A 22,680-nucleotide genomic window follows, 5' to 3' on the forward strand; every position below is an offset into this window, starting at 1 on the left:
CGCGATGGGCGATGGGCATGGTCTAGCTTAAAAAGATGGCCGCCGCTCTCCTTGATTGCGCTCAACAAGCCGCCGATTGTCCGCGTGCATGCTGGCCGCCGCCCCGTGTTTCTTGTTCCCGCTCAAGAATGGTCAAACCGGCAACCGTAGAATTTCCCGGACGGCGATGCTCGGGCCGCAACCATTCGGAGCACATGCATATGGATAACAAGGCGGATAGCAAGATGGGCAGTGTAGTGGCGGTGGTCGGGCTCGGTTACGTGGGCCTGCAGCTGGCCGTGGCGTTCGGCATGCGCCAGCGCACGATCGGCTTTGATTTGTCGGCACGCAAGGTGGAAAGCTACCGGCGCCATGTCGACCCGACGGGCGAAGTGAGTACGGAACAGCTGCGCGCGGCGCAATGGCTGAGCGTCGGCTGCGACCCGGCCGAGTTGCAACTGGCCGATTTCATCGTCGTGGCCGTACCCACGCCCGTCGACAGCGCGCACAATCCCGATTTTTCGGCCCTGGCCGGCGCCAGCGCGGCGGTCGGCCGCCACATGCGGCGCGGCGCCATCGTCATCTACGAGTCCACCGTGTATCCGGGCGCGACCGAAGAGATCTGCATTCCCATCCTCGAGCAGCAGTCGGGCTTGCGCTGGAAGGAAGACTTCCATGTGGGCTTTTCGCCCGAGCGCATCAACCCCGGCGACAAAGACCATACCTTGCACAGCATCCGCAAGGTGGTGTCGGGCGACGACGACGCCACCCTGGACCAGGTGGCCGCCCTGTACGAAGGCGTGGTCGAGGCTGGCGTGCACCGGGCGTCGAGCATCAAGGTGGCCGAGGCGGCCAAGGTGATCGAAAACACGCAGCGCGACCTGAACATCGCGCTGATGAATGAACTGGCCATCATCTTCGACCGCATCGGCATCGACACCCTCGAAGTGCTGCAGGCGGCGGGCACGAAATGGAATTTCCTGCCATTCCGGCCCGGGCTGGTGGGTGGGCACTGCATCGGCGTCGACCCCTACTATTTGACGCACAAGGCGGAAATGCTGGGCTACCACCCGCACGTGATCCTGGCCGGGCGCCGCATCAATGACGGCATGGCCAAGTTCGTGGCGGAAAAGACGATCAAGGAAATGGTGCGCGCCGGCTTCAAACTGAAGGGTTCGCATGTCAACGTGCTGGGCCTGACCTTCAAGGAAAATTGCCCGGACCTGCGCAACTCGAAAGTGGTCGACATGATCCACGAACTGCAATCGTACGGCGTGCAGGTGCACGTGCACGACCCCGTCGCCGATGGCCGCGAAGCGTTGGAAGAATATGGTCTAACCTTGGAAAGCTGGGAGCAGCTGCCGCAGGCCGAAGCCATCATCAGCGCCGTCTCGCACCAGGCCCTGCTGGCCCGCCCGCTGGCCGACTTTCAGGCCAAGGTGCTGGAAAACGGCTGCTTCATCGACATCAAGTCGCATTTCGACGCCCGTCCGCTGGAAGACGGCGGCTTGCACGTGTGGCGGCTGTGATGGCGGCCGATACCTTCGAGCGGGCGGCCAGCATGGCGCACTCCGTTGGCGGCCCCGCTTCCGGCGCCTACGCGCAAGCCTGCGCGCAGCTGGCGCAAACGCCGCGCCGCTGGCTGGTGACGGGCGTGGCCGGCTTCATCGGTTCGCACCTGCTGGAAACCTTGCTGAACCTGGGGCAGGAAGTGCGCGGCCTCGATAATTTCATGACGGGCCACCGCCACAACCTGGAACAGGTGCGCGCCGGCGTGGGGGAGCAGGCGTGGCGCCGCTTCACCTTCATCGAAGGCGATATCCGCGACCCGCAAGCGTGCGCGCGCGCGTGCGGCGCGCCGGCGCAGGCCGCCAGCGTGGGAGGTGGTGAGGCAGACGGCAAGGCGGACGCTGCCGATGGTGGCGGGGGGAGCGGGGGCAGCCTGGCCGAGCGCGGCGGCCGTGACTATCCGGGCGGGCCCGTCGCCGTCGACTTCGTGCTGCACCAGGCGGCGCTCGGTTCCGTCTCGCGCTCGCTGGAAGACCCCTTGCTGTGCCATGCCGTCAATGTCAGCGGCTTCCTGAACATGCTGGCCGCCGCGCGCGCGGCGGGCGTGCAGCGCTTCGTGTATGCGGCCTCGAGCGCCACGTATGGCGACCATCCGGCCTTGCCAAAAGTGGAACAGCACATCGGCGCACCCCTTTCGCCGTATGCCTTGAGCAAATATGTCAATGAACTGTACGCGCAAGTGTACGCGCGCTGCTACGCCATGCAGACGGTGGGACTGCGCTACTTCAATGTCTTCGGCCCGCGCCAGGATCCGCTGGGCGCCTACGCGGCCGTCATTCCCCGCTGGATCGCCGCCATGCTGGACAACGAGGCCGTGCATATCCATGGCGACGGCGCCACCAGCCGTGACTTTTGCTTCGTGCACAATGCCGTGCAAGCCAATATCCTCGCCGCCACCGGCACCGACCCGGCAGCCGTGAACCAGGTCTACAACGTGGCCGTCAACGCCCGCACCAGCCTGACCGAGTTGCACGCCACCATGCAACAGATGCTGCTTGCGGCCCGCCCGCAGCACGTGCCGCTCGCGCCGCGCTATGGCGAGTTCCGCGCCGGCGACGTGCGCCATTCCCAGGCGGACATCGCCAAGGCGGCCCGCCTGCTCGGTTACGCTCCCACGCACACCCTGGCGCAAGGCTTGCGACAGACCATCGCCTGGTACGTGGCGCAGGCTGGCCGGGCCTGAGACCGGCTGTGACTGGCCTGACACTGGCCTGTGACTGGCAGTGAACCACTGTCGTGCCACATATGCACGCTCGAGCCCGATACACGCACCCGCGGCCAGGCACAGACGCCGTACATTTGCCCCAAGACTCCTGGCGGGCGCCGTTTAACGCCGCACGGGTGGCGCCGTAGCTGCCGGCGGCGCAGGCGGTTCGGGCACGCCATCGCTCTTGCTGCGCAGAACCCGGGGCGTGCCCCGGAAATCGGCCGTATGCAGGGTGACGGGACGGCGCCAGACGCGGGCGATGTAGGCCAGTACCTGTTCCGCCCGCTCCAGGTCGAGGCCGCGCCCATCGCGCTGGTGATCGTGGCGCAGCACGAGGCTGCCGTCGTCGTTGAGCAGGGTGACGGCGATGCACGGCGCGCCATAATTGTATTTGGGCGCCAGGATGGCGTCCCGGATGGCCAGCAAGTCGCGGCTGGCCATCCGCGTTTCGCCGTCGAGCCGGCTTTCATGCACGAACAGGCCCAGGCGGTCAGCCAGTTCCCCGTCCAGGTAGTTGCGTATGAAACTGCAGTCATCGTCATCGCGGCAAATCTGGCGCGCCCGCGCCAGTCCTTCGCGTTCGATGATGTGTTCCCACATGCAAAAGCCCAGGTGATAAGGGTTGACGGCCAGCGCCTGCTGGTGCTCGCCCGCGTAAGGGCGCACCACGTCCGAGTGCGACTTGATGGCGGCCAGGTACAGGGCAGGCGGCAGGAAGTCGGCTTCGCGCAGCAGCCGCGCATGCCAGTACGATGCCCAGCCCTCGTTCATGATCTGGCAGGCGTACACGGGATAGAAGTAAAACGATTCTTCGCGCACGGCCAGGAAAATATCGCGTTCCCAGTCGGCCAGCTCCGGCCCATGTTGGGCGATGAACCATAGCAAATCGTATTCGGGCTGCGGCGGCAGGAGCGGGCGCTGCGCCACGCGTGCCCGGGCCGCCTCGTGCGCCGCCAGCGCCGCCGCTTCACCGGGCAGGCGCCGGTAACGCCGCGCGAAAGGATCGTCCACACCGGCTCCGCCTTGCGTGCCGGCCAAGCTCGCTGGTCCGGATGGCGCGGCATAGGGTGGGCGGTGCAGCTCGGCGTGGATGTCCACGTGCTGTTCCAGCGCCAGTGCCGCGTCGAGCACGGCTTCCACCTGTTCCTGCCCGTGCCGCTGCAGCGCCATTTCGAGACGCTGCGCCCGGGCCGCGCTTTGCTCCAGGATGTGCTGGCCCGCCATGGCGCCGAAACGCAGGAACAGGGTATTGCGGCTGGCAAAGTCGGCATGGCCCAGCACGTGGGCCGTGACGAGGGTGTTTTCCGCCACGGAATTGTGTTCGGCCATATAGGCATGGCAAGGGTCGCCGGGAAACATGACTTCGAATATATGCGAGTTGCCCATCTTTTGATGCACGAGCTGGTGGATGTAGCGCACGCCGAACGACCAGTGGCGCATGCGCACGGGCAAGCCATAAATGGCGATCTCGGCCATGAAACTGTCGGGCACCAACTCGAACTCGACGGGGGTAAATTCGAGCCCCAGTTTCCGCGCCAGCGCCTCGATGCGCGCCGCGTAGCCGTCCAGGTCGGCGGTGTCAGGCGTCATGCCGCTTGCTCCGTATCGGCCACCTCGTGCTGGAAAAAGGTGCGGATGGCCGCCCAGATATCGTCATTCCTGCTGAGGATGCTGCTATGCATGGGCAAGCCGCGCCGTTCCTGCTCGGCGCACAGGCTGTGCATTTCCGTTTCCAGGCTGCGCGGCACGCCGGGCAAGGTTTCCACATAGCCCATATAGTTGAGCAAGGCGGCCAGTTCCCCCAAGGCCAGGCTGGCCGCGGTCCGGTCTTCGCTGAAATTCTCGCCATCGGAGGCATAAAACAGATAGGCGTTGTAGCGGCCTGGCGGATAGTGTTCCTGCAGCAGTTCACGGCTCAGGCGAAAGGCGGTGGAAGCCATGGTGCCGCCCATGCCATTGACCTGGAAAAATTCTGCTTCGGAAAATTCCCAGGCCCGCGTCGTATGGGCGATAAAGCGTGTTTCCACGCGCGCATACCTGCGGCGCAAGCCTTGCAAGGCAAAGAAAAAGAAGGATTTGGCCAGCTTGCGCTCGGCCTGCGCCATGCTGGCCGACACGTCCAGTACGAAAAACACGACGGCATTCGTGCTGGGCCGGGGCTGTGGCAGCACCTGGCGGTAGCGCAAGTCCTCGTTGGTGAAGGGTACGGGCTGCGCTTGCAGGGCGCGCCGCTTGATCGCTTCCTTGACGGTGCGCCGGCGGTCCAGGCGCGAACGGGCGCCGTGCCGGTCCAGGCCGCTACGCACGAACCGTACGTCGTCGATGGCGCCCAGGTGGCGCGGTTTCAGGTGCGGCAGCTCGAAGGCGTCCCACAGCCAGTCGAGAATATCGTCGATGGGAAACTCCAGCAGCAGGCGCACGGCCCCCTCGCCATCGCCGCCTTCGCCTTGCTCCCCCGTTTCGCCCGTGGTGGCGGGGCGTGATGCGCGCAGGATGTCGCCGGGCTGGCCTTCCCCCTGGCCCGCGCCCATGCTGTTGCGCGCTGGCGCCAGGCGGAAACGCGCATGTTCGAGCAGACGCATGGGTACTTGCACCGTGCGCTGCTGCGGCCCGCCGATCAGATCGGGCGTGGCGATCAGCTCGGGCAAGTGCGCCTGCACGGCGTCGCGCACTTTCTGGTTGTGGCGCAGCCAGTCGCGCGCCCCGCGCGAGAACAGCCCGTACCAGGGCTGGGCCAGGGCAGGCGCCGATGATCCCGCCGAGTTATCCTGCTTGCCGCCGCCTGGCGAGATCGTGGCGGACATGGCTATTCCTGCGCCAGCAAGGTGGTCACGTAGTTGAGCGCTTCACGCGCGCTATGAGCGTCATAGCCATATTCGTCGACCAGGCGCTGCTCGACGGCGGAGATCCTGGCCCGCACGTCGTCGTCGGGGCGCTTGGCCGAGCCGACCAGACGCAGCACGTCGCGCCGCTGCTCGAACAAGTATTGCTGGATGGCGTCGTGCAATTGCGCATGGCTGCCAAGCCCGAAGGCTTCACCCCGTTTGAAGGCGCTCATGGCCTTGCGCACCACTTCTTGGCGGAAAGATTGCTTGCCCGAGTCGCTGATGTGGATTTTTTCTTCCACGGCGCGCAGGAAGCGCTCGTCGGGACGGCGCTCTTCGCTGGTGATGGGATCGTGGATCTGGCGGTTGTCGAGCATGGCTTCGACTTCATCGAGATATTTATTCAGCAAGTCTTGCGCTTCCTGCTCGAACGACACGAACAAGGCCTTGTGTACGTCGGCCTTGACCCAGCGGTTATAGAAATCCTTGCGCGTGAGCACCAGGTAATCGACCCACTGGCGCTTGCGCCGCGGTTCGATGCGCGCATCGTTCTCGATACCGTCCTTCAGGGCCAGCAGCACGTCCATGGTGGACAGGCTGTTGCGCTGGGCGGAAATGATGGCGTGAGACAGGGCATTGATGACGAAACGGGGCGACACGCCCGACAGGCCCTCGTCGGGCGCCTTGTCGCGCTCGCGCAGGCGGCGGATGTCGGCATGCTGCAAGTCGTCGACGTCTTCGTCCGCGTACACGCGCAGTTTCTTGACCAGCTCGGCTTCCTTGTCCTCGCCTTCGGACAAGCGGCTCAGGATGGCGAACACGGCCGCCGCATGCAGCACGTGCGGATCGAGGTGCACGTCGCGGAAAGCGGGCGCGGCCGACTGGATCAGCTTGCGGTAGATGCGCGCCTCCTCGCGGTAGTTGAGCGTATATGGCACTTGCACGATAACCATACGGTCGAGCAAGGCCTCGTTTTCGCTTTCTTGCAGGAATTTGCGAAATTCGGCCAGATTCGTGTGGGCGAGGATGGTTTCATCGAGGTAAATCAGGGGGAAACGCGACACCTTGACGTTCTTTTCCTGCGTCAATGTCAACAGCAGGTAGAGGAATTCCCGCTTGACCTTGAGGATTTCGATCATTTCCAGCATGCCGCGGCTGGCCGCATACACGGCGCCGGACCACGACCAGGCGCGCGGATCGCCTTCGTCGCCGTACTGCGCCACTTTCGACAGGTCGACGGAACCCACGAGGTCGGCCAGGTCGGCCGTGGTGGGATCGTGCGGCGCATACGTGCCGATGCCGCAGCGGCCCGCCTCGGACAGGTGGATGCGTTCGACGGGCATGCGCAGGAAGTCGCCCGCGTACTGTTCTTCCAGGCGGGCACGGCAATGGGGACACAGTTCGCCGTGCAGCTCGGCGTCGTAAGTGGCGCGAAAGTCGGCGCGCATGCTGTGCGGCACCAGATGCAGCGGCGATTCGTGCACGGGACAGCCGGCGATGCCGTACAGCGCGCCTTCGCTGCTGTGGCTGTATTCTTCCAGCCCCCGCTTGAGCAGGATCACCATGGTCGACTTGCCGCCCGATGGCGGGCCCAGCAACAGCAGCATGCGCCGGCCCACTTCGGAGCCGGCGGCGGCCGCCTTGAAGTAGGCGGCGACCCGGTCGATCGCCTCGTCGATACCGAACAGTTCATCGTCGAACAGGCGGCAGCGGAAGCGTCCCGCATCGTCCGTCTGGCCGTTCCAGCGCATCATGTCCCACAAATACTGGTGCGCGCTGCGCGTGAGCAGGGCCGCGCGGCCGGGCAGGATCTGCTCGATGAAGTCGCCAAAACTGCCGCGCCAGGGACTGATGCGGTGTTTTTCCGCCCAGGCCGCCATGCCATGGACAAAACCGGCGTGCTGGCCCGCAGGCGCGTCGTCGTCGGGTTGGCGTGTCATTTGGCTTGTCATACCAGGGCTCGTCATTGTTTCCCCATCCATACCGTTGCTGGCCTTGCCGCCGTGGAACTGGCCCGGTTCCAGCCTGTCAGGGCCAGTATACGGCGCCGCCTCTGCCCGCACGCCTGATCTCGCTCAACGTTGACGGGGGAACTATTTTTATCCTTGCTGGCGCCTGTTGGGATACGCCGCCCTGCCTCAGCGCGGTTCAATCCAGATCAATACCTGCCCGTGCACCCAGCCCACACTGGTGTTTCGGAACGACCCACGAGGAGAGCATGATGATCGGCAACGAGAATGGTTTCAGCGCCCCACCTGGCGGCAGCGGCAGGGGACAAAGCGCGGACGATGAAGAGGCCGTCGGCCAATTCTCGGCACCCGGCGAAGACGACAATATGATCGAGAGCGCGTCCGTCTCGGACGTGCCCGACGCCTTGAGCGGCGTCAGCATGGAATTGCTTGAAATCAAGTGCAGCATCGAAAACGGCATGCGCCAGTCCATCTCACAGGCGGGCGGCGTGCGGGCGGCCGATGCCTTCAGCGACGGCGGCAATATCCAGGGCGTGTCCATCGGCCTGGGCGAGGGCGCCAGCGACAGCTCGTCCGGCGAGCCTGGCTTGCCGGCCCTGACCCTGTACGTGGCCGAGCCCACTTCCGTCGACCGGGCCAAGGCTGCCATCGTGGGAGCCATGGGCGTGCGCGCCGTGGCCAGCGACCGGGTACCCGTCAACATCGTCGTCACGGGCGTGATCGATGCGCAACCGCACCGTTTCCGCTTGCGCCCGGCACCGGGCGGCGTGTCGGTCGGGCATTTCCGCATCACGGCCGGCACCATCGGCTGCCTGGCCGTGGGCCGCAGCGCACCGCGCAACAGCCGTTTGATGATTCTTAGTAACAATCACGTGCTGGCCAATTCCAACGGCGGCGTGTTCAACGATTGCATCGTGCAGCCTGGCCCCATCGACGGCGGCCGCTGCCCGCAAGACCAGGTGGCCGTGCTCGAGCGCTTCGTGCCCATCAATTTCAGCGGCGGCGTCAACTTTGTCGATTGCGCCACCGGCTGGGCCTGGCCAGACCGGGTGCGCCCTGAACTGGTGTACCTGAGCGGCGGCGTGCCCGCGTACTTCCGCATCAGCAATGCGCTGGTGGCGCCCGCGCTGGGCATGATGGTCGGCAAGTCCGGCCGCACGACGCAATTGACGCAGGGCCGCATCACGGGCCTGGGCGCCACCATCAACGTCAATTACGGCGGCGGCAGGATCGCGCTGTTCCAGGACCAGATCGCCATCACGGGCGTGAGCGGAGCGTTCAGCGCGGGCGGCGATTCCGGCTCTTCCATCTGGACCTGGAACCAGCAGCGCAATCCCGTCGGCCTGCTGTTTGCCGGCGGCGGCAATATCACGTTTGCCAACCAGATGCGGCGGGTGGTGGTGGCGCTCGACATCAATTTGTACACCTGAGTACGTTCCCACGAGCAAACAGGGCGGCCTTGCGCCGCCTTGCCTGGCGCTGTTTCTTGCACGACAATGATGTCAATCAGGGGGAGCAGCCACGCATGGACGTGCCCGGCGAAGCGTGCTGCAACGCCGGAGGGCCGGGTGTATCATGGAAGGCATCAGGAGGGTGTGTCATGTCAAACAGTAAATTCGCACAATCGCCATTTGCCGTCTTCGAGGACGCCGCCATGCCGTATTTGCCGGATGAGACCCCTGGACAGGGTATGGGACAGTACGCCCCTGCCGCGCCACCGGGCCGCCTGGAAGCGGCGAAGCGTCGCAACGAGCGGGCGCTGATGGCCATCGACGGCGTGGAAGGCGTCGGCGTGGGGCAGACGGACGTGGGCAAGGACGCGCTCGTCGTGTACCTGCGCGACTCGTCCGTCAAGCGGCGCGTGCCGTCGCAGGTCGACGGCTATCCGGTGGAAACGAGCATCACGGGCCAGATCGATATCCAGCGCTGGTAGCAAGCCGGCCCGGCCGCTTGGTCCTCGTGCCGTGGATCGCTGCGGCGGAAGGCCTGTTGCCAGGCCTTCCATACCGTCTTTCAGCCGGCCTTATTTGCTCAGGCGGCCGATCGCTTCGGCCACGCCCGCGCCATAGGCGGGGTCGCACAGGGTGCAGTTGCCGATGTGGCGTTGCTTGACTTGTTCCGACGCGCCCGAGATGGCGCGCGCCGTGTTGTCGAACAAGGCTTGCTGCTGCGCCGCGGTCATCAGACGGAACAGGGCGCGCGGCTGCGAATAGTAATCCTCATCGACCCGGTGGTTCCAGTGGTCGGCCGCGCCTTCGATGCTCAGTGGCGGCTCGCGGAAGTCAGGCTGCTCGGCCCATTCCTGCTCGCTGTTCGGTTCATAGCCCAGGGTGCCGCCCATGTTGCCGTCGACGCGCATCTGGCCATCGCGGTGGTAGCTGTGGAACGGGCATTTCGGCGCGTTGACGGGGATATGGCTGTGATTGACGCCGAGGCGGTAGCGCTGCGCGTCGCCATACGAGAACAGGCGGCCTTGCAACATCTTGTCCGGCGAAAAGCTGATGCCGGGCACGACGTTGGCGGGGTTGAAGGCCGCCTGTTCCACTTCGGCAAAGTGGTTGTCCGCATTGCGGTTCAGTTCCAGCACGCCCACTTCGATCAGCGGATAGTCGCCGTGCGGCCATACTTTCGACAGGTCGAAGGGGTTGAGGTGATACGTGCCCGCTTCTTTTTCCGGCATGATCTGCACGTACAGGGTCCAGCGGGGGAAATCCTTGTTTTCGATGCTTTCGTACAGGTCGCGGTGCGAGCTTTCGCGGTCCTTGCCGACCAGTTCTTGCGCTTCCGCATCCGTCAGGTTCTGGATGCCTTGCTGGGTCTTAAACGTGAACTTGACCCAGAAACGCTCGTTTTGCGCATTCAGGAAGCTGAAGGTATGGCTGCCGAAACCATGCATGTGGCGGAAGCTGCGCGGCAGGCCACGGTCGCTCATTACCACCGTCACCTGGTGCAGGGCTTCGGGCAGCGAAGTCCAGAAGTCCCAGTTGCTGTTGGCGCTGCGCAAGCCCGTGCGCGGGTCGCGCTTGATGGCGTGATTCAGGTCGGGAAACTTCAAGGGGTCGCGCATGAAAAAGACGGGCGTATTGTTGCCGACCAGGTCCCAGTTGCCTTCTTCCGTGTAGAACTTCAGGGCGAAGCCGCGGATGTCGCGTTCCGCATCCGCCGCGCCCCGTTCGCCGGCCACGGTGGAAAAGCGCGCGAACATCGGCGTTTTCTTGCCCACTTCGCCAAAGATTTTCGCCCGCGTGTAGCGCGTGATGTCGTGCGTGACGGTAAACGTGCCGTGCGCGCCGGAACCCTTGGCATGCATGCGGCGCTCGGGGATGACTTCGCGGTCGAAGTGGGCCAGCTTTTCCAGGAACCACACATCTTGCAGCAGGGCAGGGCCGCGCGGGCCGGCCGTCTGGATATTCTGATTGTCGGGAACAGGCGCGCCAAAGGCGGTGGTCAGCTTTTTCATTGGACTCTTTCTTTCATGGCTAGGCAGAGCAATGGACGCACCGGCGCTACTCAAACACTGGCTGGGTTGAATGAACACTCACCGGGGCTGGTCCAGAGTAAAATTTCTAAAATGCAAACCAGTGTAAACTTTTTTGTGCGGGATGGCTTGCCGCGCCGCCCGAGCAAGCTCAGGCGTCGTCCTTGCATCATAAGCGCTGAATAGCTGCCGTTCCCGCACGCTTGCAAGTTGCAAGTATATAAAGGCAGGCTTCGATCGCGCCACTGGCCTTTTGCCCAGTTTTTAAAACTTGTTCCAATTGTTATGCCGATGCTCCGTCGCTTCCTTCATCAGGTGGCCGGCGCGCAAGGCGTCGTCGGCTTGCACCGTCATGGCCAGTTCCTGGATGGCGGGCGGATATTCATGGTGGGCCGATTCTTCCAGCAGTTCGCGGCCCTTGGCCAGATCGCGCGGCACGCCGCGGCCTTCGCGGTAGGCGTTGTAGAGCAAAAACATGGCGTGTGGATTGCCCAGCTCGCTGGACTTGGCCAGCCAGTGCGCGGCCTTTACGGGATCTTGCGGCACGCCTTCGCCATTCGCCGCCAGCAGGCCCAGCATCAGGGCCGCCTTCGCATGGCCTTGCTGCGCCGCTTGCCGGTACCATAGCCAGGCTTGGCCGGGCGTGGCCGCGCGCAGCATTTGGCCCAGCTCGAAGGCCGCTTCCGTGTCGCCGGCGCGGGCCGCCTGTTCGAACAGGCTCAGGGCCTCGGCGCGGCGTTCGGGACGGGGCTGGTAAATCAGCGCCAGTTCGCGCTCGGCGACGGGCATGTCCTTGCTGGCCCAGCCGCGCACCTTGCGTTCGGCCTGGTGGTCGCCCGCCTGGCGCGCATGCATGGCCACGGCTTCGATTTCCGCCGGCGTGGGCGGTGGCGACGCCTGGCAAGCGGCCAGGACCGTGGCCAGCACGACGGCAGGGAGGGAAAGTGCGTGTTTCATCTTGACTAGCTTTCATCAAAACGGGCCGGAACTGCCGCAGTCCCGGCCCATGGACCTTATTTGCTCAGGTCGATGCGGTATTTGGCGAAACCGCTGGCGTCGAGGCCGCCTTCTGCCGCCACGTTGGCGATGCCGCTGCCTTGCGCCAGCGCCAAATGGCCTGGCGCCGAGCGCAGGATCACGGGGCCTGCCGTGGCCGTCTTGACGAAGCTCCAGCTACGCGCGCTGCCATTGGCCGCCAACGTCACCTTGCCGCCCTTGTTGCTCAGCGACGCCAGGTAGTTGCTGACCACGGCCTGGTTCGCATCGGGCGACTTGATGATGGTCTTGCTGCCATCGATGCCAGGCACGGCGCCGCCGCCGCCGGCGCGGTAATCGTTGGTGGCGACGATGAAGTCATCGCCGTCGGCCACGGGCGCGCCCTTGTAGGTGAGGTTGACGATGCGGCTGCCCGGCTTTTTCGTCACGTCGATCTGGTACGTCAGCGCATTGTTTTCCGCGTAGAACACGTCATAGTTATAGATCGTGCCATACGACGGCACCAGGTCCTGCTCGGCCGTGGCGCTCGGGTCGATCTGATTGAATTGCTTGGCCGACGTTTCCAGCCATGCTTTCAAGTCAGATCCCTTGATCTTCACGGCTTGCAGGTTGTTATTGCTGTACAAATACAAGTCGCCCGGATTGCGCACTTGCAAGCCGACCGGTGCGGCCGGCGTTGCGCCAGCCGCCACGTCCGTGAAGTCCGATGGCCCGTTGCGGCCCGCCTTGAATGGCGCGCTGCAGGAAATGACAGGGATATTCTTGTAGCTGGACAAGGTGGCGTCCGTGCTGGTGGCGATGAAGTTCTTCACGTAGTCGAGCTGCGCCTGGTTCACCAGCTGGATGGCGCTCACGTCGCCGACGAGCGCAAAATAGGCCGACATCTCGAAATCCGTGCTGATGCCCAGCGGCTGCTTGGCGTAGGCAATGGTGGCCGCGTGCTCGGTAGCCACGAGCGGCGCGATGGCCGGGTCGGCTTTCACGAGGGTCGTGCCATCCGTATACTTGAAGCCGCGCGATTCCACCGTCGTCTTGGCCGGCTGCACCACCCACTTGCCGCCCTGATACACCATCGTCAGCTTGATGATGCCCAGGCGGCGACCCCAGCTTTGCGCCATGACGGTCGGCACGCCGTTCACGAAGCCGTTGACGGCGTCGATCTTGGCGCTGGCGGGGAAGGCGGCAAACGAGGCATCGAGCGCGGCCGCGCCGACTTCCTTGCCTTTCGGGAAGATCAAATGGGAATGGCCGATCATCAGGGCGTCGATGCCCGTGCTGGTCAGGTGATAGCTGCCGTTTTCCATCTTCGGGCTGTAGGCGCTCGTGTCCAGGCCGCCATGCGACAGGGCCACGACGAGGTCGGCGCCCTTGTTGCGCAATTCCGGCACGTACTGTTTCGCCGCTTCCTGCACGCCCGTCACGCTGACCTTGCCAGCGAGTACTTTTTGATCCCATTCGAGGATTTGCGGCGGCACAAAGCTCAGCACGCCCACATTGATTTTCACGGTCAGCTTGCTGCCATCGGGCGCCGTGGCGGCGAAATCACGGGGCAGCAGCGTGTAGGGCTGGAAAATCGGCTTGCCGCTGGACACGCCGACGACGTTGCTCAGCACGGAAGGGAAGGCGGGCGCGCCGCACGTACCCGTCGGCTTGGCCACGCCGGGTATGCCGAAATCCGTGTTGGTGATCTGGCTCAGGTAAGGCAAGCCGTAGTTGAATTCATGGTTGCCCATGCCCCCCGCATCGTATTTCAGCGCGTTCATGGCCTTGTGCACGGCCAGGGTGCCGGAGCACGGTACGGGCACGGCCACGGCCTGCAGGTCGGCCAGCAAGGTGCCCTGGATGACGTCGCCATCGTCGAGCAAGACGTTGTTCGGGTTTTCCGCGCGCGCCGCCTGGATCAGGGTCGACGTGCGCTCCAGGCCCAGGCTCGTGTCTTCGGCCAGCGCATAGTAGTTATAGCTCAAGACGTTCGAGTGGATGTCTGTGGTTTCCAGCAATGCCACAGTGACCGTCGTGCCCTCGGGAATGGCCGGCGCCGTGTTTGAACTGCCGTTACAACCGACGAGACCCGCACTTGCCAGCGCCGCCAGCATGACCCAATTTGTTTTCATTACCGCCCTCGGAAAGATTCAAAGGACGCGACTGTAACGCCGCCATGTGACGCGGCGATGACAGCCGTGCAAGGCGCATGGATACAGGCTTACGCGCAGGCGGCCACGGCCTTGGCCAGCCAGGCCGCATCGACGGGACCCAGGCGCCGCGCGCAGATACAATGTTGAGAAGTTAGAATCACTGTGTATGGCAAGCCCTTGATTTGATTGCCAAAGATGGGCAGCAAGGCGGGTAAAGCCAAGGCTTGGGGATAGCTGGCCCGGTGCTGCCGCAGGAACGCTTGCGCGGCCGCCCGCGTGTCGATGGCGATGCCGATGAAGCGGAGTTTTGGCTGCTTGGCGGCGTGGGCATGCAATATCGACAACTCCCGGATGCAGGGCAGGCAGTCGCTGGCCCAGAAGTTCAGCACCACTGGCTGGCCCTGGAACTGGCCGAGCTTCATGCGGCCTTCGCCATCGACGCGCGGCAGGTCGAAGGACAATGGCGCGGCGTTCGCCTGGCAGGCGAGCACCAGCAATAATGCCGGCCAGCGCGTCATTGTGGCACCACGGCCGCGTCCGTCATGCGGTAGTACAAGCCCATGGGATCGCTGGCCAGCACCTTCAGCTTGCCTTGCACGATGAACGGCGCATAGCTGAATTTCACGGCTGTGCGGCTTTTGATCTCCACCACGCCTTCCGGGCCGGCCGGCAGGCAAAAGGGGCAACTGGCCGAGGTGACGGTCAGCAGGAAGTGTTTCTGCTTTTGCCCTGGTTCGAGGGGCATCATGAAGCCTTGCACTTTCACATCCGTGTTGTCGAGTGCACTGATTTCCGGCGTGTATTTCGGCACCATGCGGCCTTTTTTTGCCTTGACCGTGGTGGCCTGTCCCAGCAGTTTCCACGACACGACGCCGGGCAAGTCCGTCAAGGGAGCGAAGAACGAGGGCGGCTCGTCGGCGGGGGCGGCGCAGGCGCAGCCGGCCAGCAGCAGTCCAGCGCTCAAGATCATGATTTTCAACATGTATTTCCTTTCAGGGGCGCGCCAGGTTGGCGGCGATATCGGTGCGATAGGCGCGCACGGCGGGAATGGCGGCGGCCAGCAGGCCGACGGCTACGGCGATGAAGGGCAGCCACGCTTCGCCGGGCGCGACGCGCCACGCTTGCAGATTCAGTTGCTGCATCGATTCCAGCAAGCCAATACCGGCATGGCCCAGCAGCCAGCCCAGCGCCGCGCCCGTCAATGACAGTAGCAAGCCTTGCGCCAGCAGCAAACGCAGCAGTTTGGCGGGCGAGGCGCCCAGGGTGCGCAGGATGGCCAGGTCGGTCTTGCGCTCTTCCAGCGCGCCGTACAGCGCCACGAACAGCGACAGGGCCGCCACCAGCAGCACGCCGGCGCCAATTGCCCGCAACACATCGATGCCGACGCCCAGCAGATTGAACAGCCGTGCCGATTCGAAAGCGGGCTGGGCCGCCTGCAGGCGCGGCTGCCCATTCACCCAGCGCGGCAGGCTGATGGCGGCCAAAGGCGTCGCGTGGCGCACCAGCACGGCCGTCAATTCGCGCTGGGGCGCAGTTGCCGTCGGTTCATCGGGGTCCGTTTCATGCACTCGCCACACGGAAGCGACGGGCGTGACGATCAATCGGTCGAGCACGGTGCCTGTGGGCGCCAGGATACCCGTCACCGTGTAGGGGGCGTGCTCGTGCACTTCGCCGCCCGCCGCCAGCCCGTGCGAACCGGCAAAGCGGGCGCCGAGGGTGGCGCCCGTTTCGCGGGCCGCCTGGGCGCCAAACACGGCTTGCATCGGCTGCGTGAACAACTTGCCTTGCGCCAGGCGCGCGCCGTAATGGTCGAGCAGCGCCGTCGTGCTGCCGACGATGCGCACACCATGGAAATTGTCGCCCAGCGCCAGCGGGATCGCCGATTGCACCAGCGGCTGCTTGGCCAGTGCCGCCAGCGCGCTCTCCGGGATGTTGCCGGTCGGAATATCGGCGTGATACACGGATGACAGGATCAGTTGCAAGGGCGAGCCTTTCGCGCCCACCACGAGGTCGATGCCTTGCGCATCGCGTTCGGCGCGCTCTTCCAGCTGGCTGGATATGCCGAGTATGAAGGTCATCATGGCGATGCCGATGGCCACCAGCAGCACATTCAAACTGGACGCCAGCGGCTTGTGGCGCAGGGCGCGCCAGGCCAGGGTGGCCGCGTTCATGCCGCCTCCCTGGCGCGGGGCAGGCGCAGCACGGCAGCACCGGGCAAGGCGGCCAGCACCCTCGCATCGTGGCTGGCAATCACCAGCGAGGCGCCGGCTTGCGCGGCTTGCCCGGCCAGCAGGTGCACGACGGCGGCGCAGGCGTCGTCGTCGAGGTTGGCCGTCGGCTCGTCGGCCAGGATCAGCCGTGGGCGCATGAAGACGGCGCGCGCGATGGCGGCCCGTTGCCGCTGGCCGCCGCTCAGTGCATACGGATAGGCATCGAGCTTGCCAGCCAGGCCCAGCTGTCCCAGCAGGCTGGCCGCGCGGGCCGGATCGGGCCGCCGGCCGCTGGCGTAGGCGGGCAGCAAGACATTATCGAGCACGTTCAAGCTGGGCACGAGCGCCAGTTGCTGGGGCAGCAAGCCGATGACGCGGCCGCGCCAGCTGTCGCGCTGGCGCGGCGTGAGGCCGGGCAGGGACGTGCCCGCCACGTCGAGGCGGCCAGCTTGGGGCGCCAGGATGCCGGCCAGCAAATGCAGCAAGGTCGATTTGCCGGAACCGGATGGTCCCAGCAGCAGCGCATGCTGCCCGGCGGGCAAGTGGAAAGCGGCGATATCGAGCACGGGGCTGGCCGGATCATAGCCGTAGGTCAAAGAGGCGAGGTGAAGCATGGAATTCTTTCGAAAGTCAGGCTGGCAAAGATTGCCGCACAAATGCAACTGAGCTGCATTATAATTCAAACGCAATAGACTTGCATTTAAAATGCGGCACCCATAGCCTCCCTTAATTGTTGATCCGAAAGATACCCATGACCCAGCGCAAACTCCCCGTCACCGTCCTGTCCGGCTTTCTCGGCGCCGGCAAGACCACCTTGCTCAACCACATACTGCGCAACCGCGAAGGCAAGCGCGTGGCCGTCATCGTCAACGACATGAGCGAAGTCAATATCGACGCTTCACTGGTGAAAGACAGCGCCGAAGCGGCCGGCGCGGCCCTGTCGCGCACGGAAGAAAAACTGGTCGAGATGTCGAACGGCTGCATCTGCTGCACCCTGCGCGACGATCTGTTGCTGGAAGTGCGGCGCCTGGCAGCGGAAGACCGCTTCGATTATTTGCTGATCGAATCGACGGGCGTGAGCGAGCCGATGCCCGTGGCCGCCACCTTCGACTTCGAAGACGAGCACGGCGACAGCCTGAACGACGTGGCGCAGATCGACTGCATGGTCACCGTCGTCGACTGCGCCAACCTGCTCAACGATTTCCATAGCGAAGACAGCCTCGAGCAACGGGGCGAGACGGCGGGCGAGGGCGACGACCGCCAGCTGGCCAATTTGCTGACGGAACAGATCGAGTTTGCCAATGTCATCGTCCTCAACAAGGTCGACATGGTCAATGCGGCCGAGCGCCTGCGCGTGCTGGCCGTTATCAAGGCCCTCAATCCAGGCGCGCGCATCATCGAAACAAACCAGTCCGTCGTGCCGCTCGACGCCATCCTGGGCACGAATCTGTTCGACCTGGAGCAGGCGGCCGCCATGCCGGGCTGGGCGCAGGAGCTGGCCGGCGTGCATACGCCGGAGACGGACACGTATGGCATCAGCAGCTTCGTCTACCGGGCGAAGGCGCCGTTCCACGCGCAGCGCCTGCACGACTACTTTGCCCAGCCGATCAAGGGCGTGGTGCGCAGCAAGGGATATTTCTGGCTGGCCAGCCGCCCCGAATGGGTGGCCAGCCTGTCCGGCGCGGGCAAGCTGATGAATATCGAACCCGTGGGCTTGTGGTGGGCGTCCGTGCCCAAGGAGCGCTGGCCAACGGATGCGGCCTCGCTGGCGGAAGTTAAGGCGGGTTGGAGCGAAACGTATGGCGACCGCTACCAGGAACTGGTCTTCATCGGCCAGGACATGGACCAGGCCGCCATCGAGGCGGACTTGAAGAAATGTCACCTTAACTACACGGAAACGCGCCTGGGCATGGCTGCCTGGCGCAAGCAGCCCGACCCGTTTCCGCAATGGCAGCGCATGGAAGAATTCGAAGATTAACCTTGAACAGGAACACAATATGACAGAACTGATCCCCGTTACCATCATCACGGGTTTTCTCGGCAGCGGGAAAACCACCTTGCTCAAGCGCATATTGCAGGGCGATCACGGCGTGCGCATCGCCGTGATCGAAAACGAATTCGCCGCCGAAAGCATCGACCATGGCTTGCTGGTGCAAGACAGCGACGAGCAGATCGTGGAAATGAACAATGGCTGCATCTGCTGCAGCGTGCGTGGCGATTTGATCCGCATCCTGGGTGAGCTGCACGCCAAGCGTCAAGCCGGAACCATCGCATTCGACCACGTGATCATCGAAACGACGGGCCTGGCCGCGCCTGGCCCCGTGGCGCAAACCTTCTTTGCGGAACCCTCCGTCAGCGAGTACTACATGCTTGACGCCATTTTGACGGTGGTCGATGCGCGCCACGCGCAGCAGCAATTGACGGCGCACCAGGAAGCGCAGGAGCAGGTGGGCTTTGCCGACCGCATCCTGCTGTCAAAGACGGACCTGGTCAGCAAGGACGAGCTGGCCGCGCTGCGCCAGCGCCTGGTCGCCATCAATGGCCGCGCCAGCATACAGAAAGTGCGCTTTGGCAATGTGCCGCTGCGCGACATCCTGAATATTCGCGGCTTCAACCTGAACGCCATCGTCGAACTGGAACCGGATTTCTTGGGAGAACTGGGCCACCGCCATGGCGATGGCGTGCAATCGTTCGTCTACCACCAGTCCCAGCCCCTCGATCTGCTGCAGGTGGAAAATTTTCTCGACGCCGTGGTGCAGCTGTTCGGCACCCAGTTGATGCGCTACAAGGGCATTTTGCACGTGGCCGACCTGGATTGCCGCGCCGTGTTCCAGGGCGTGCACATGCTGATGGGCTCGGAGCTGGGCGCGCCGTGGCGCGATGAGGAAGCGCGCGCCAGCAAGATCATCTTTATCGGCCGCGACTTGCCGCAGGATATGTTGATACGCGGCCTGGACCGCTGCGTGGCGGCCAGTGCCACCGAGGTGGCGGCATGAGCGTGGAAGCGGGCTTGCCCGCCCTGGCGCTGATTTTCCTGCTCGGCATGCGCCATGGGCTGGAACCCGATCACCTGGCCGCCGTCGATGGCCTCACCCTGCGCAGCCAGGCCGCCGCGCCGCGCTGGGCACCATGGATGGGTGCGCTGTTTGCGCTGGGGCATGGCGTCACCGTGCTGGCCATCGTCGCTATCGCCGCCGTGGCGTCGCAGCAATTTACACCGTCGGAGGCCGTGTTCGGCTGGCTGGAATGGCTGCCCATCGCCTTGCTGTTGTTGATCGCCGCCATGAATGCGCGCAGCTTGCTGGCCGGGGCGCAACTGGCCGAGGTGCGCGGCCGGCTGCTGCCGCGCTGGCTGCGGCGCGCATCCGGGCCGTTCGCCGCCATCCTCGTCGGCATGCTGTTCGCGCTCGTCTTCGACACGGCCCTGCAGGCGGCCGCCTGGGGCTATGCGGCCGTCGCGCTGGGCGGCATGCAGCCGGCCTTGCTCACGGGCCTCGTGTTTGCAGTGGGCATGGGCGTGACCGATACCTTCGACGGCTGGGTCACGGCAAAGGTCATGCGCACGGGCCAGGCAGAGATCGTGCGCGCCTTCCGGCGCCGCCTGGGCTGGCCCATCGTCGCCATCTGCGTGGCGATGGCCGGCACCCTGGCGGCCGGCAAGTTTGATTCCGCGTGGTCGTTGCCGGAAAGCTGGACGGCGGCCCTGGGCGCGGCCATGGTATTGCTGATGGCGGTGCTGTACGGCTGGACTTTGCTGAGCTTGCGCCGCGTGCGTGCATGAGGCGGGGGCGTGGGTATAATGGAAAAAAACCGCCGGATTCCACCATGCCCGCACCCGAGATCGTCATCCGCCTGCTGACGCCAGCAGACACCCCCGCCTTTTGCGCGCTGCGCCTGCGCGCCATCCTCGATTCACCCAGCTCGTTCTCCTCGTCACGCGAGGACGAGCTGGCCCGCACGCCGGAAGAACATGCGCAGCGCATTGCCGGCGGCCCGCAGCATCGGGCATTCGGCGCCTTCGATGGCGAACGCCTCGTCGGTTTTGCCGGATTGCGGCGCGAACCCATGCGCCAGTTGTCGCACAAGGCCCTGCTATGGGGTGTGTTCGTCGACGTGCCCCAGCGGGGCAAGGGCGTGGCGCGGCGCCTCGTGAATGCCTGCATCGAACAGGCCGAGACGGATCCTGCCATCATGCAGGTCCACTTGAGCGTGAATGCGGAAAACAATGCGGCGCGCCGACTGTATGAATCGCTGGGATTTATCGCCTATGGCACGGAGCCGCGCTCGATGCGTGTCGGTGAGCTGTTCTATGACGAGCATCACCTGGCCTTGCTGCTCAAGTGACGCCCGCTATTTGCAGCGCGGGCACAGGCCCTTGATCAGGTAATCGACTTCGTCGCCGCTGAAGCCTTCCGGCAACAGCACGGGCGGCGGCAGCTTGACTTCATTGAAACAGGTGACGTTCGCGCACTTGGTGCACTGGAAATGGGCGTGCTCGTGCGCCTGGTGGCCGGCGCCCGCGCTGAAGCGCCACACCTGGTCGGCGCCCGCGATGCGGTGCACGAGCTCATTTTCCGTCAGCCATTCCAGCACCCGGTACAGGGTGACGGAATCGATATCGCTGTCCTGCGACAGCGCTTGCTGGATTTCATGGTGGGTCAGCGAACGGCTTTGCGCCATTAAAAAGTCGAGCACCTTCACGCGCGTCTTGGTGACGCGGGCGTTGGTGTTGCGGATCAGCGATTCGGCGTGCGGTGTAGAAGATGATGTCAACATGATAGGCCTGCTTGCGGGGGATCGGCTGGCGGCGTCATCGCCGTGCCCGTTGCCTCCCTATGGGCCGTATCTTAGCATGCGTGCCGCCGCAGATGAAACGGCGTCACGGTTTGAACGTCCAATAGCGGCCGGCCGCCGTATCGACGGGGTCGAGAAAGCGCTGGTCGGCGCGGGCATTGTTGCGTATCAGATAAAACATGTCGGACAGGGCCGAGCGTTTTTCCGCAAAGTACGAGTGCTTCATGAAACTCGTGTCGACCCCGGTGGCGTCGATGGTTTCCACGCCCGCCACGATCAGCATGCCCGCGCCGCTGTCGCCCGCGCGCGCGTAGCCGTGCACGGCTTTCGAGGCGGCCAGGGCCAGGTCTTGCGAGGAGGCATACAAGGTGACGGGGTTGCGCGCGCCGGCCAGTTTCGGCGCGATATCGTGCTTGAAGATGGCCGCATCGATATCGGGTGCGGACAGGATGATTTCCGTGATTTTTTGCGCCAGCTGCGGCTGCGCGGCCAGCAAGTCGGCCACGGCCCGTGTCAGGCCCCGGCTGCCCATGCTGTGGCCCACCAGATACACCTGCGCCGCGTCCGTGCTGGCGAGAAAGTCGGCCAGGAAGGCCGTGAGGTGGGGCGTGCTCCATTCGATATTGTTTTCATCGATGGTGTAGCCGGCCACTTCGCCGCGCGAGGGCCAGCTGTAGAACACGGGCGCGCCATCGAAACCGAGGTCGTAGGCCATCTGTCCCGTGCGCCGCGCCGCATCCTCGAAACTTACGTTATAGCCATGCACGAAGATAAAGGCGCTCTTGCCGGCCGAGGCGCGGATCTGGGTTTTGAGTGCGGCAAAGAAATTGTCGCGGTCCCGCACCTCGGCGGACAGCACCACCACGTGCTTGGCCGGGTCGTCGCGAAATTCCAGGCGCCACAGCGACGGCGATTCCAGCTGGCCCATGCGGTGGTCGCGGGGGATGCTGATGTCGCAGCTGCCATAGCTGAGCGGGCCATTGCCGCCCATGATGTTGCGTTCGCCGCTGAAGCGCTGGGCCGGCGGCTTGCCCACGTCGCGCTGGCGGTCCGTGGCGAAATACACCTTGACGACGGCATAATTCGACACGACGGCGCTTTTATCGGCCGGGGCGGGCACGGCTTCCACGTCGGGGACCTGGGGAAAGGGGCGCTGCAGCGCATCGAGCAAGCCTTGCGCGGCAAACAGGGTTTCCATGTCGTCCGGCACTTTCGCGCTGGACAGGGCGGCCGACAGGGCTAGTTGCAGCTGGGTATTGCCAGGCTCGGCTTCCAGCGCGGCGATGGCGGCCAGGATGACTGCGGCGCTGTCGAACTTGGCGATGGCCTGCTTGAGCCGCTCATAGTGGCTGGCGACGGCTTCGGGAGCGTGGCCGGGCGCGCCATGTTCGATGGCCGCCACGACAGCGGAAGTGATCAAGTCCATGCGCTACCTGCCTTTCAGGTCAATCTGGATTAAATGTCAACCCATATTGCCATAAAAGCACGCGAAAAGCGACTTGTCCAGCGCCGCGCGC

Annotated in this window: 20 protein-coding genes; 8 read left to right on the forward strand and 12 right to left on the reverse strand. The window is 64.5% G+C overall.

What is annotated here, in order from left to right; genetic code table 11:
• The first annotated feature begins 200 nt into the window (after positions 1 to 200).
• Entirely contained in the window at positions 201 to 1,508 is a 1,308-nt protein-coding gene (locus CLU90_RS04500) for a nucleotide sugar dehydrogenase (RefSeq protein ID WP_100427297.1), read from the forward strand.
• The gene (locus CLU90_RS04505; protein ID WP_232731070.1) at positions 1,508 to 2,731 is read left to right on the forward strand and encodes an SDR family oxidoreductase; all 1,224 of its coding nucleotides are present in this window, start codon (positions 1,508 to 1,510) and stop codon (positions 2,729 to 2,731) included. Before CLU90_RS04500 ends, CLU90_RS04505 begins: the two co-directional genes overlap by 1 nt.
• Positions 2,732 to 2,875: 144 nt before the next feature.
• On the opposite strand, the gene CLU90_RS04510 is transcribed toward CLU90_RS04505, so the two are convergent.
• Genes CLU90_RS04510 through CLU90_RS04520 form a run of 3 tightly spaced genes read right to left on the reverse strand, consistent with a single transcriptional unit; the run spans position 2,876 to position 7,520 of the window.
• Positions 2,876 to 4,345, reverse strand: a complete 1,470-nt coding sequence (locus tag CLU90_RS04510) for a SpoVR family protein (RefSeq protein ID WP_092707974.1) — start codon at positions 4,343 to 4,345, stop codon at positions 2,876 to 2,878.
• Positions 4,342 to 5,559 carry a DUF444 family protein gene (locus CLU90_RS04515; protein ID WP_100427298.1) on the reverse strand — a complete coding sequence of 406 codons (1,218 nt, stop codon included), beginning with the start codon at positions 5,557 to 5,559 and terminating at the stop codon, positions 4,342 to 4,344. The genes CLU90_RS04510 and CLU90_RS04515 overlap by 4 nt, the downstream gene beginning before the upstream one ends.
• Before the next feature lie 2 nt (positions 5,560 to 5,561).
• Positions 5,562 to 7,520 (reverse strand): serine protein kinase, encoded by a 1,959-nt coding sequence (locus tag CLU90_RS04520; protein WP_092707980.1) that lies wholly within the window; start codon positions 7,518 to 7,520, stop codon positions 5,562 to 5,564.
• Between the two features lie 278 nt (positions 7,521 to 7,798).
• Here CLU90_RS04520 and CLU90_RS04525 point away from each other — a divergent pair, with 278 nt between their 5' ends.
• Together CLU90_RS04525 and CLU90_RS04530 are read left to right on the forward strand one after the other, a co-directional pair.
• The gene (locus tag CLU90_RS04525) at positions 7,799 to 8,980 is read left to right on the forward strand and encodes a S1 family peptidase (RefSeq protein WP_232731071.1); all 1,182 of its coding nucleotides are present in this window, start codon (positions 7,799 to 7,801) and stop codon (positions 8,978 to 8,980) included.
• A 170-nt stretch (positions 8,981 to 9,150) separates the two neighbouring features.
• On the forward strand, positions 9,151 to 9,483 hold the full coding sequence (locus CLU90_RS04530; protein WP_139178076.1) for a hypothetical protein: 333 nt from the start codon (positions 9,151 to 9,153) through the stop codon (positions 9,481 to 9,483).
• A 90-nt stretch (positions 9,484 to 9,573) separates the two neighbouring features.
• Here the strand turns inward: CLU90_RS04530 and CLU90_RS04535 are convergent, their stop codons facing one another.
• The 7 genes from CLU90_RS04535 to CLU90_RS04565 all read right to left on the reverse strand — a co-directional run bounded on the left by CLU90_RS04535 (position 9,574) and on the right by CLU90_RS04565 (position 16,983).
• Positions 9,574 to 11,010 carry a catalase gene (locus CLU90_RS04535; RefSeq protein ID WP_100427300.1) on the reverse strand — a complete coding sequence of 479 codons (1,437 nt, stop codon included), beginning with the start codon at positions 11,008 to 11,010 and terminating at the stop codon, positions 9,574 to 9,576.
• A gap of 282 nt (positions 11,011 to 11,292) precedes the next feature.
• Positions 11,293 to 11,985: a tetratricopeptide repeat protein gene (locus CLU90_RS04540; protein ID WP_092707993.1), complete on the reverse strand. Its 693-nt coding sequence runs from the start codon at positions 11,983 to 11,985 to the stop codon at positions 11,293 to 11,295.
• Between the two features lie 56 nt (positions 11,986 to 12,041).
• Positions 12,042 to 14,138 (reverse strand): bifunctional 2',3'-cyclic-nucleotide 2'-phosphodiesterase/3'-nucleotidase, encoded by a 2,097-nt coding sequence (locus tag CLU90_RS04545; protein WP_100427301.1) that lies wholly within the window; start codon positions 14,136 to 14,138, stop codon positions 12,042 to 12,044.
• An 89-nt stretch (positions 14,139 to 14,227) separates the two neighbouring features.
• Positions 14,228 to 14,677: a TlpA family protein disulfide reductase gene (locus CLU90_RS04550; RefSeq protein ID WP_100427302.1), complete on the reverse strand. Its 450-nt coding sequence runs from the start codon at positions 14,675 to 14,677 to the stop codon at positions 14,228 to 14,230.
• Positions 14,674 to 15,141 carry a DUF3299 domain-containing protein gene (locus CLU90_RS04555; RefSeq protein WP_100427303.1) on the reverse strand — a complete coding sequence of 156 codons (468 nt, stop codon included), beginning with the start codon at positions 15,139 to 15,141 and terminating at the stop codon, positions 14,674 to 14,676. The genes CLU90_RS04550 and CLU90_RS04555 overlap by 4 nt, the downstream gene beginning before the upstream one ends.
• A gap of 10 nt (positions 15,142 to 15,151) precedes the next feature.
• Entirely contained in the window at positions 15,152 to 16,330 is a 1,179-nt protein-coding gene (locus CLU90_RS04560) for an ABC transporter permease (protein WP_100427304.1), read from the reverse strand.
• Positions 16,327 to 16,983, reverse strand: a complete 657-nt coding sequence (locus CLU90_RS04565; RefSeq protein WP_100427305.1) for an ABC transporter ATP-binding protein — start codon at positions 16,981 to 16,983, stop codon at positions 16,327 to 16,329. Before CLU90_RS04565 ends, CLU90_RS04560 begins: the two co-directional genes overlap by 4 nt.
• 137 nt (positions 16,984 to 17,120) lie before the next feature.
• Here CLU90_RS04565 and zigA point away from each other — a divergent pair, with 137 nt between their 5' ends.
• From zigA to CLU90_RS04585, 4 genes are read left to right on the forward strand one after another with little or no spacing between them, the layout of a single operon-like run.
• Positions 17,121 to 18,347: a zinc metallochaperone GTPase ZigA gene (gene zigA, locus CLU90_RS04570; RefSeq protein ID WP_100427306.1), complete on the forward strand. Its 1,227-nt coding sequence runs from the start codon at positions 17,121 to 17,123 to the stop codon at positions 18,345 to 18,347.
• Positions 18,348 to 18,366: 19 nt separating this feature from the next.
• On the forward strand, positions 18,367 to 19,365 hold the full coding sequence (locus CLU90_RS04575; RefSeq protein WP_092708014.1) for a CobW family GTP-binding protein: 999 nt from the start codon (positions 18,367 to 18,369) through the stop codon (positions 19,363 to 19,365).
• Complete coding sequence (locus CLU90_RS04580; RefSeq protein ID WP_100427307.1) at positions 19,362 to 20,150, forward strand: HoxN/HupN/NixA family nickel/cobalt transporter; 789 nt, start codon at positions 19,362 to 19,364, stop codon at positions 20,148 to 20,150. The genes CLU90_RS04575 and CLU90_RS04580 overlap by 4 nt, the downstream gene beginning before the upstream one ends.
• A 44-nt stretch (positions 20,151 to 20,194) precedes the next feature.
• Positions 20,195 to 20,713, forward strand: a complete 519-nt coding sequence (locus CLU90_RS04585; protein ID WP_100427308.1) for a GNAT family N-acetyltransferase — start codon at positions 20,195 to 20,197, stop codon at positions 20,711 to 20,713.
• A 6-nt stretch (positions 20,714 to 20,719) separates the two neighbouring features.
• On the opposite strand, the gene CLU90_RS04590 is transcribed toward CLU90_RS04585, so the two are convergent.
• Together CLU90_RS04590 and CLU90_RS04595 are read right to left on the reverse strand one after the other, a co-directional pair.
• Positions 20,720 to 21,145 carry a Fur family transcriptional regulator gene (locus CLU90_RS04590; protein ID WP_092708023.1) on the reverse strand — a complete coding sequence of 142 codons (426 nt, stop codon included), beginning with the start codon at positions 21,143 to 21,145 and terminating at the stop codon, positions 20,720 to 20,722.
• A gap of 103 nt (positions 21,146 to 21,248) precedes the next feature.
• Entirely contained in the window at positions 21,249 to 22,589 is a 1,341-nt protein-coding gene (locus CLU90_RS04595; protein ID WP_100427309.1) for an alpha/beta hydrolase, read from the reverse strand.
• Between the last annotated feature and the right edge of the window lie 91 nt (positions 22,590 to 22,680).

It is taken from the genome of Janthinobacterium sp. 67, from assembly GCF_002797895.1.
Taxonomy (GTDB): domain Bacteria; phylum Pseudomonadota; class Gammaproteobacteria; order Burkholderiales; family Burkholderiaceae_D; genus Janthinobacterium.

Bases quoted from the DNA above. Each gene is read 5' to 3' on its own strand.
- CLU90_RS04500 (WP_100427297.1), top strand. From the start codon at position 201: ATGGATAACAAGGCGGATAGCAAGATGGGCAGTGTAGTGGCGGTGGTC.
- CLU90_RS04505 (WP_232731070.1), top strand. From the start codon at position 1,508: ATGGCGGCCGATACCTTCGAGCGGGCGGCCAGCATGGCGCACTCCGTT.
- CLU90_RS04510 (WP_092707974.1), bottom strand. From the start codon at position 4,345: ATGACGCCTGACACCGCCGACCTGGACGGCTACGCGGCGCGCATCGAG.
- CLU90_RS04515 (WP_100427298.1), bottom strand. From the start codon at position 5,559: ATGTCCGCCACGATCTCGCCAGGCGGCGGCAAGCAGGATAACTCGGCG.
- CLU90_RS04520 (WP_092707980.1), bottom strand. From the start codon at position 7,520: ATGACACGCCAACCCGACGACGACGCGCCTGCGGGCCAGCACGCCGGT.
- CLU90_RS04525 (WP_232731071.1), top strand. From the start codon at position 7,799: ATGATGATCGGCAACGAGAATGGTTTCAGCGCCCCACCTGGCGGCAGC.
- CLU90_RS04530 (WP_139178076.1), top strand. From the start codon at position 9,151: ATGTCAAACAGTAAATTCGCACAATCGCCATTTGCCGTCTTCGAGGAC.
- CLU90_RS04535 (WP_100427300.1), bottom strand. From the start codon at position 11,010: ATGAAAAAGCTGACCACCGCCTTTGGCGCGCCTGTTCCCGACAATCAG.
- CLU90_RS04540 (WP_092707993.1), bottom strand. From the start codon at position 11,985: ATGAAACACGCACTTTCCCTCCCTGCCGTCGTGCTGGCCACGGTCCTG.
- CLU90_RS04545 (WP_100427301.1), bottom strand. From the start codon at position 14,138: ATGAAAACAAATTGGGTCATGCTGGCGGCGCTGGCAAGTGCGGGTCTC.
- CLU90_RS04550 (WP_100427302.1), bottom strand. From the start codon at position 14,677: ATGACGCGCTGGCCGGCATTATTGCTGGTGCTCGCCTGCCAGGCGAAC.
- CLU90_RS04555 (WP_100427303.1), bottom strand. From the start codon at position 15,141: ATGTTGAAAATCATGATCTTGAGCGCTGGACTGCTGCTGGCCGGCTGC.
- CLU90_RS04560 (WP_100427304.1), bottom strand. From the start codon at position 16,330: ATGAACGCGGCCACCCTGGCCTGGCGCGCCCTGCGCCACAAGCCGCTG.
- CLU90_RS04565 (WP_100427305.1), bottom strand. From the start codon at position 16,983: ATGCTTCACCTCGCCTCTTTGACCTACGGCTATGATCCGGCCAGCCCC.
- zigA (WP_100427306.1), top strand. From the start codon at position 17,121: ATGACCCAGCGCAAACTCCCCGTCACCGTCCTGTCCGGCTTTCTCGGC.
- CLU90_RS04575 (WP_092708014.1), top strand. From the start codon at position 18,367: ATGACAGAACTGATCCCCGTTACCATCATCACGGGTTTTCTCGGCAGC.
- CLU90_RS04580 (WP_100427307.1), top strand. From the start codon at position 19,362: ATGAGCGTGGAAGCGGGCTTGCCCGCCCTGGCGCTGATTTTCCTGCTC.
- CLU90_RS04585 (WP_100427308.1), top strand. From the start codon at position 20,195: ATGCCCGCACCCGAGATCGTCATCCGCCTGCTGACGCCAGCAGACACC.
- CLU90_RS04590 (WP_092708023.1), bottom strand. From the start codon at position 21,145: ATGTTGACATCATCTTCTACACCGCACGCCGAATCGCTGATCCGCAAC.
- CLU90_RS04595 (WP_100427309.1), bottom strand. From the start codon at position 22,589: ATGGACTTGATCACTTCCGCTGTCGTGGCGGCCATCGAACATGGCGCG.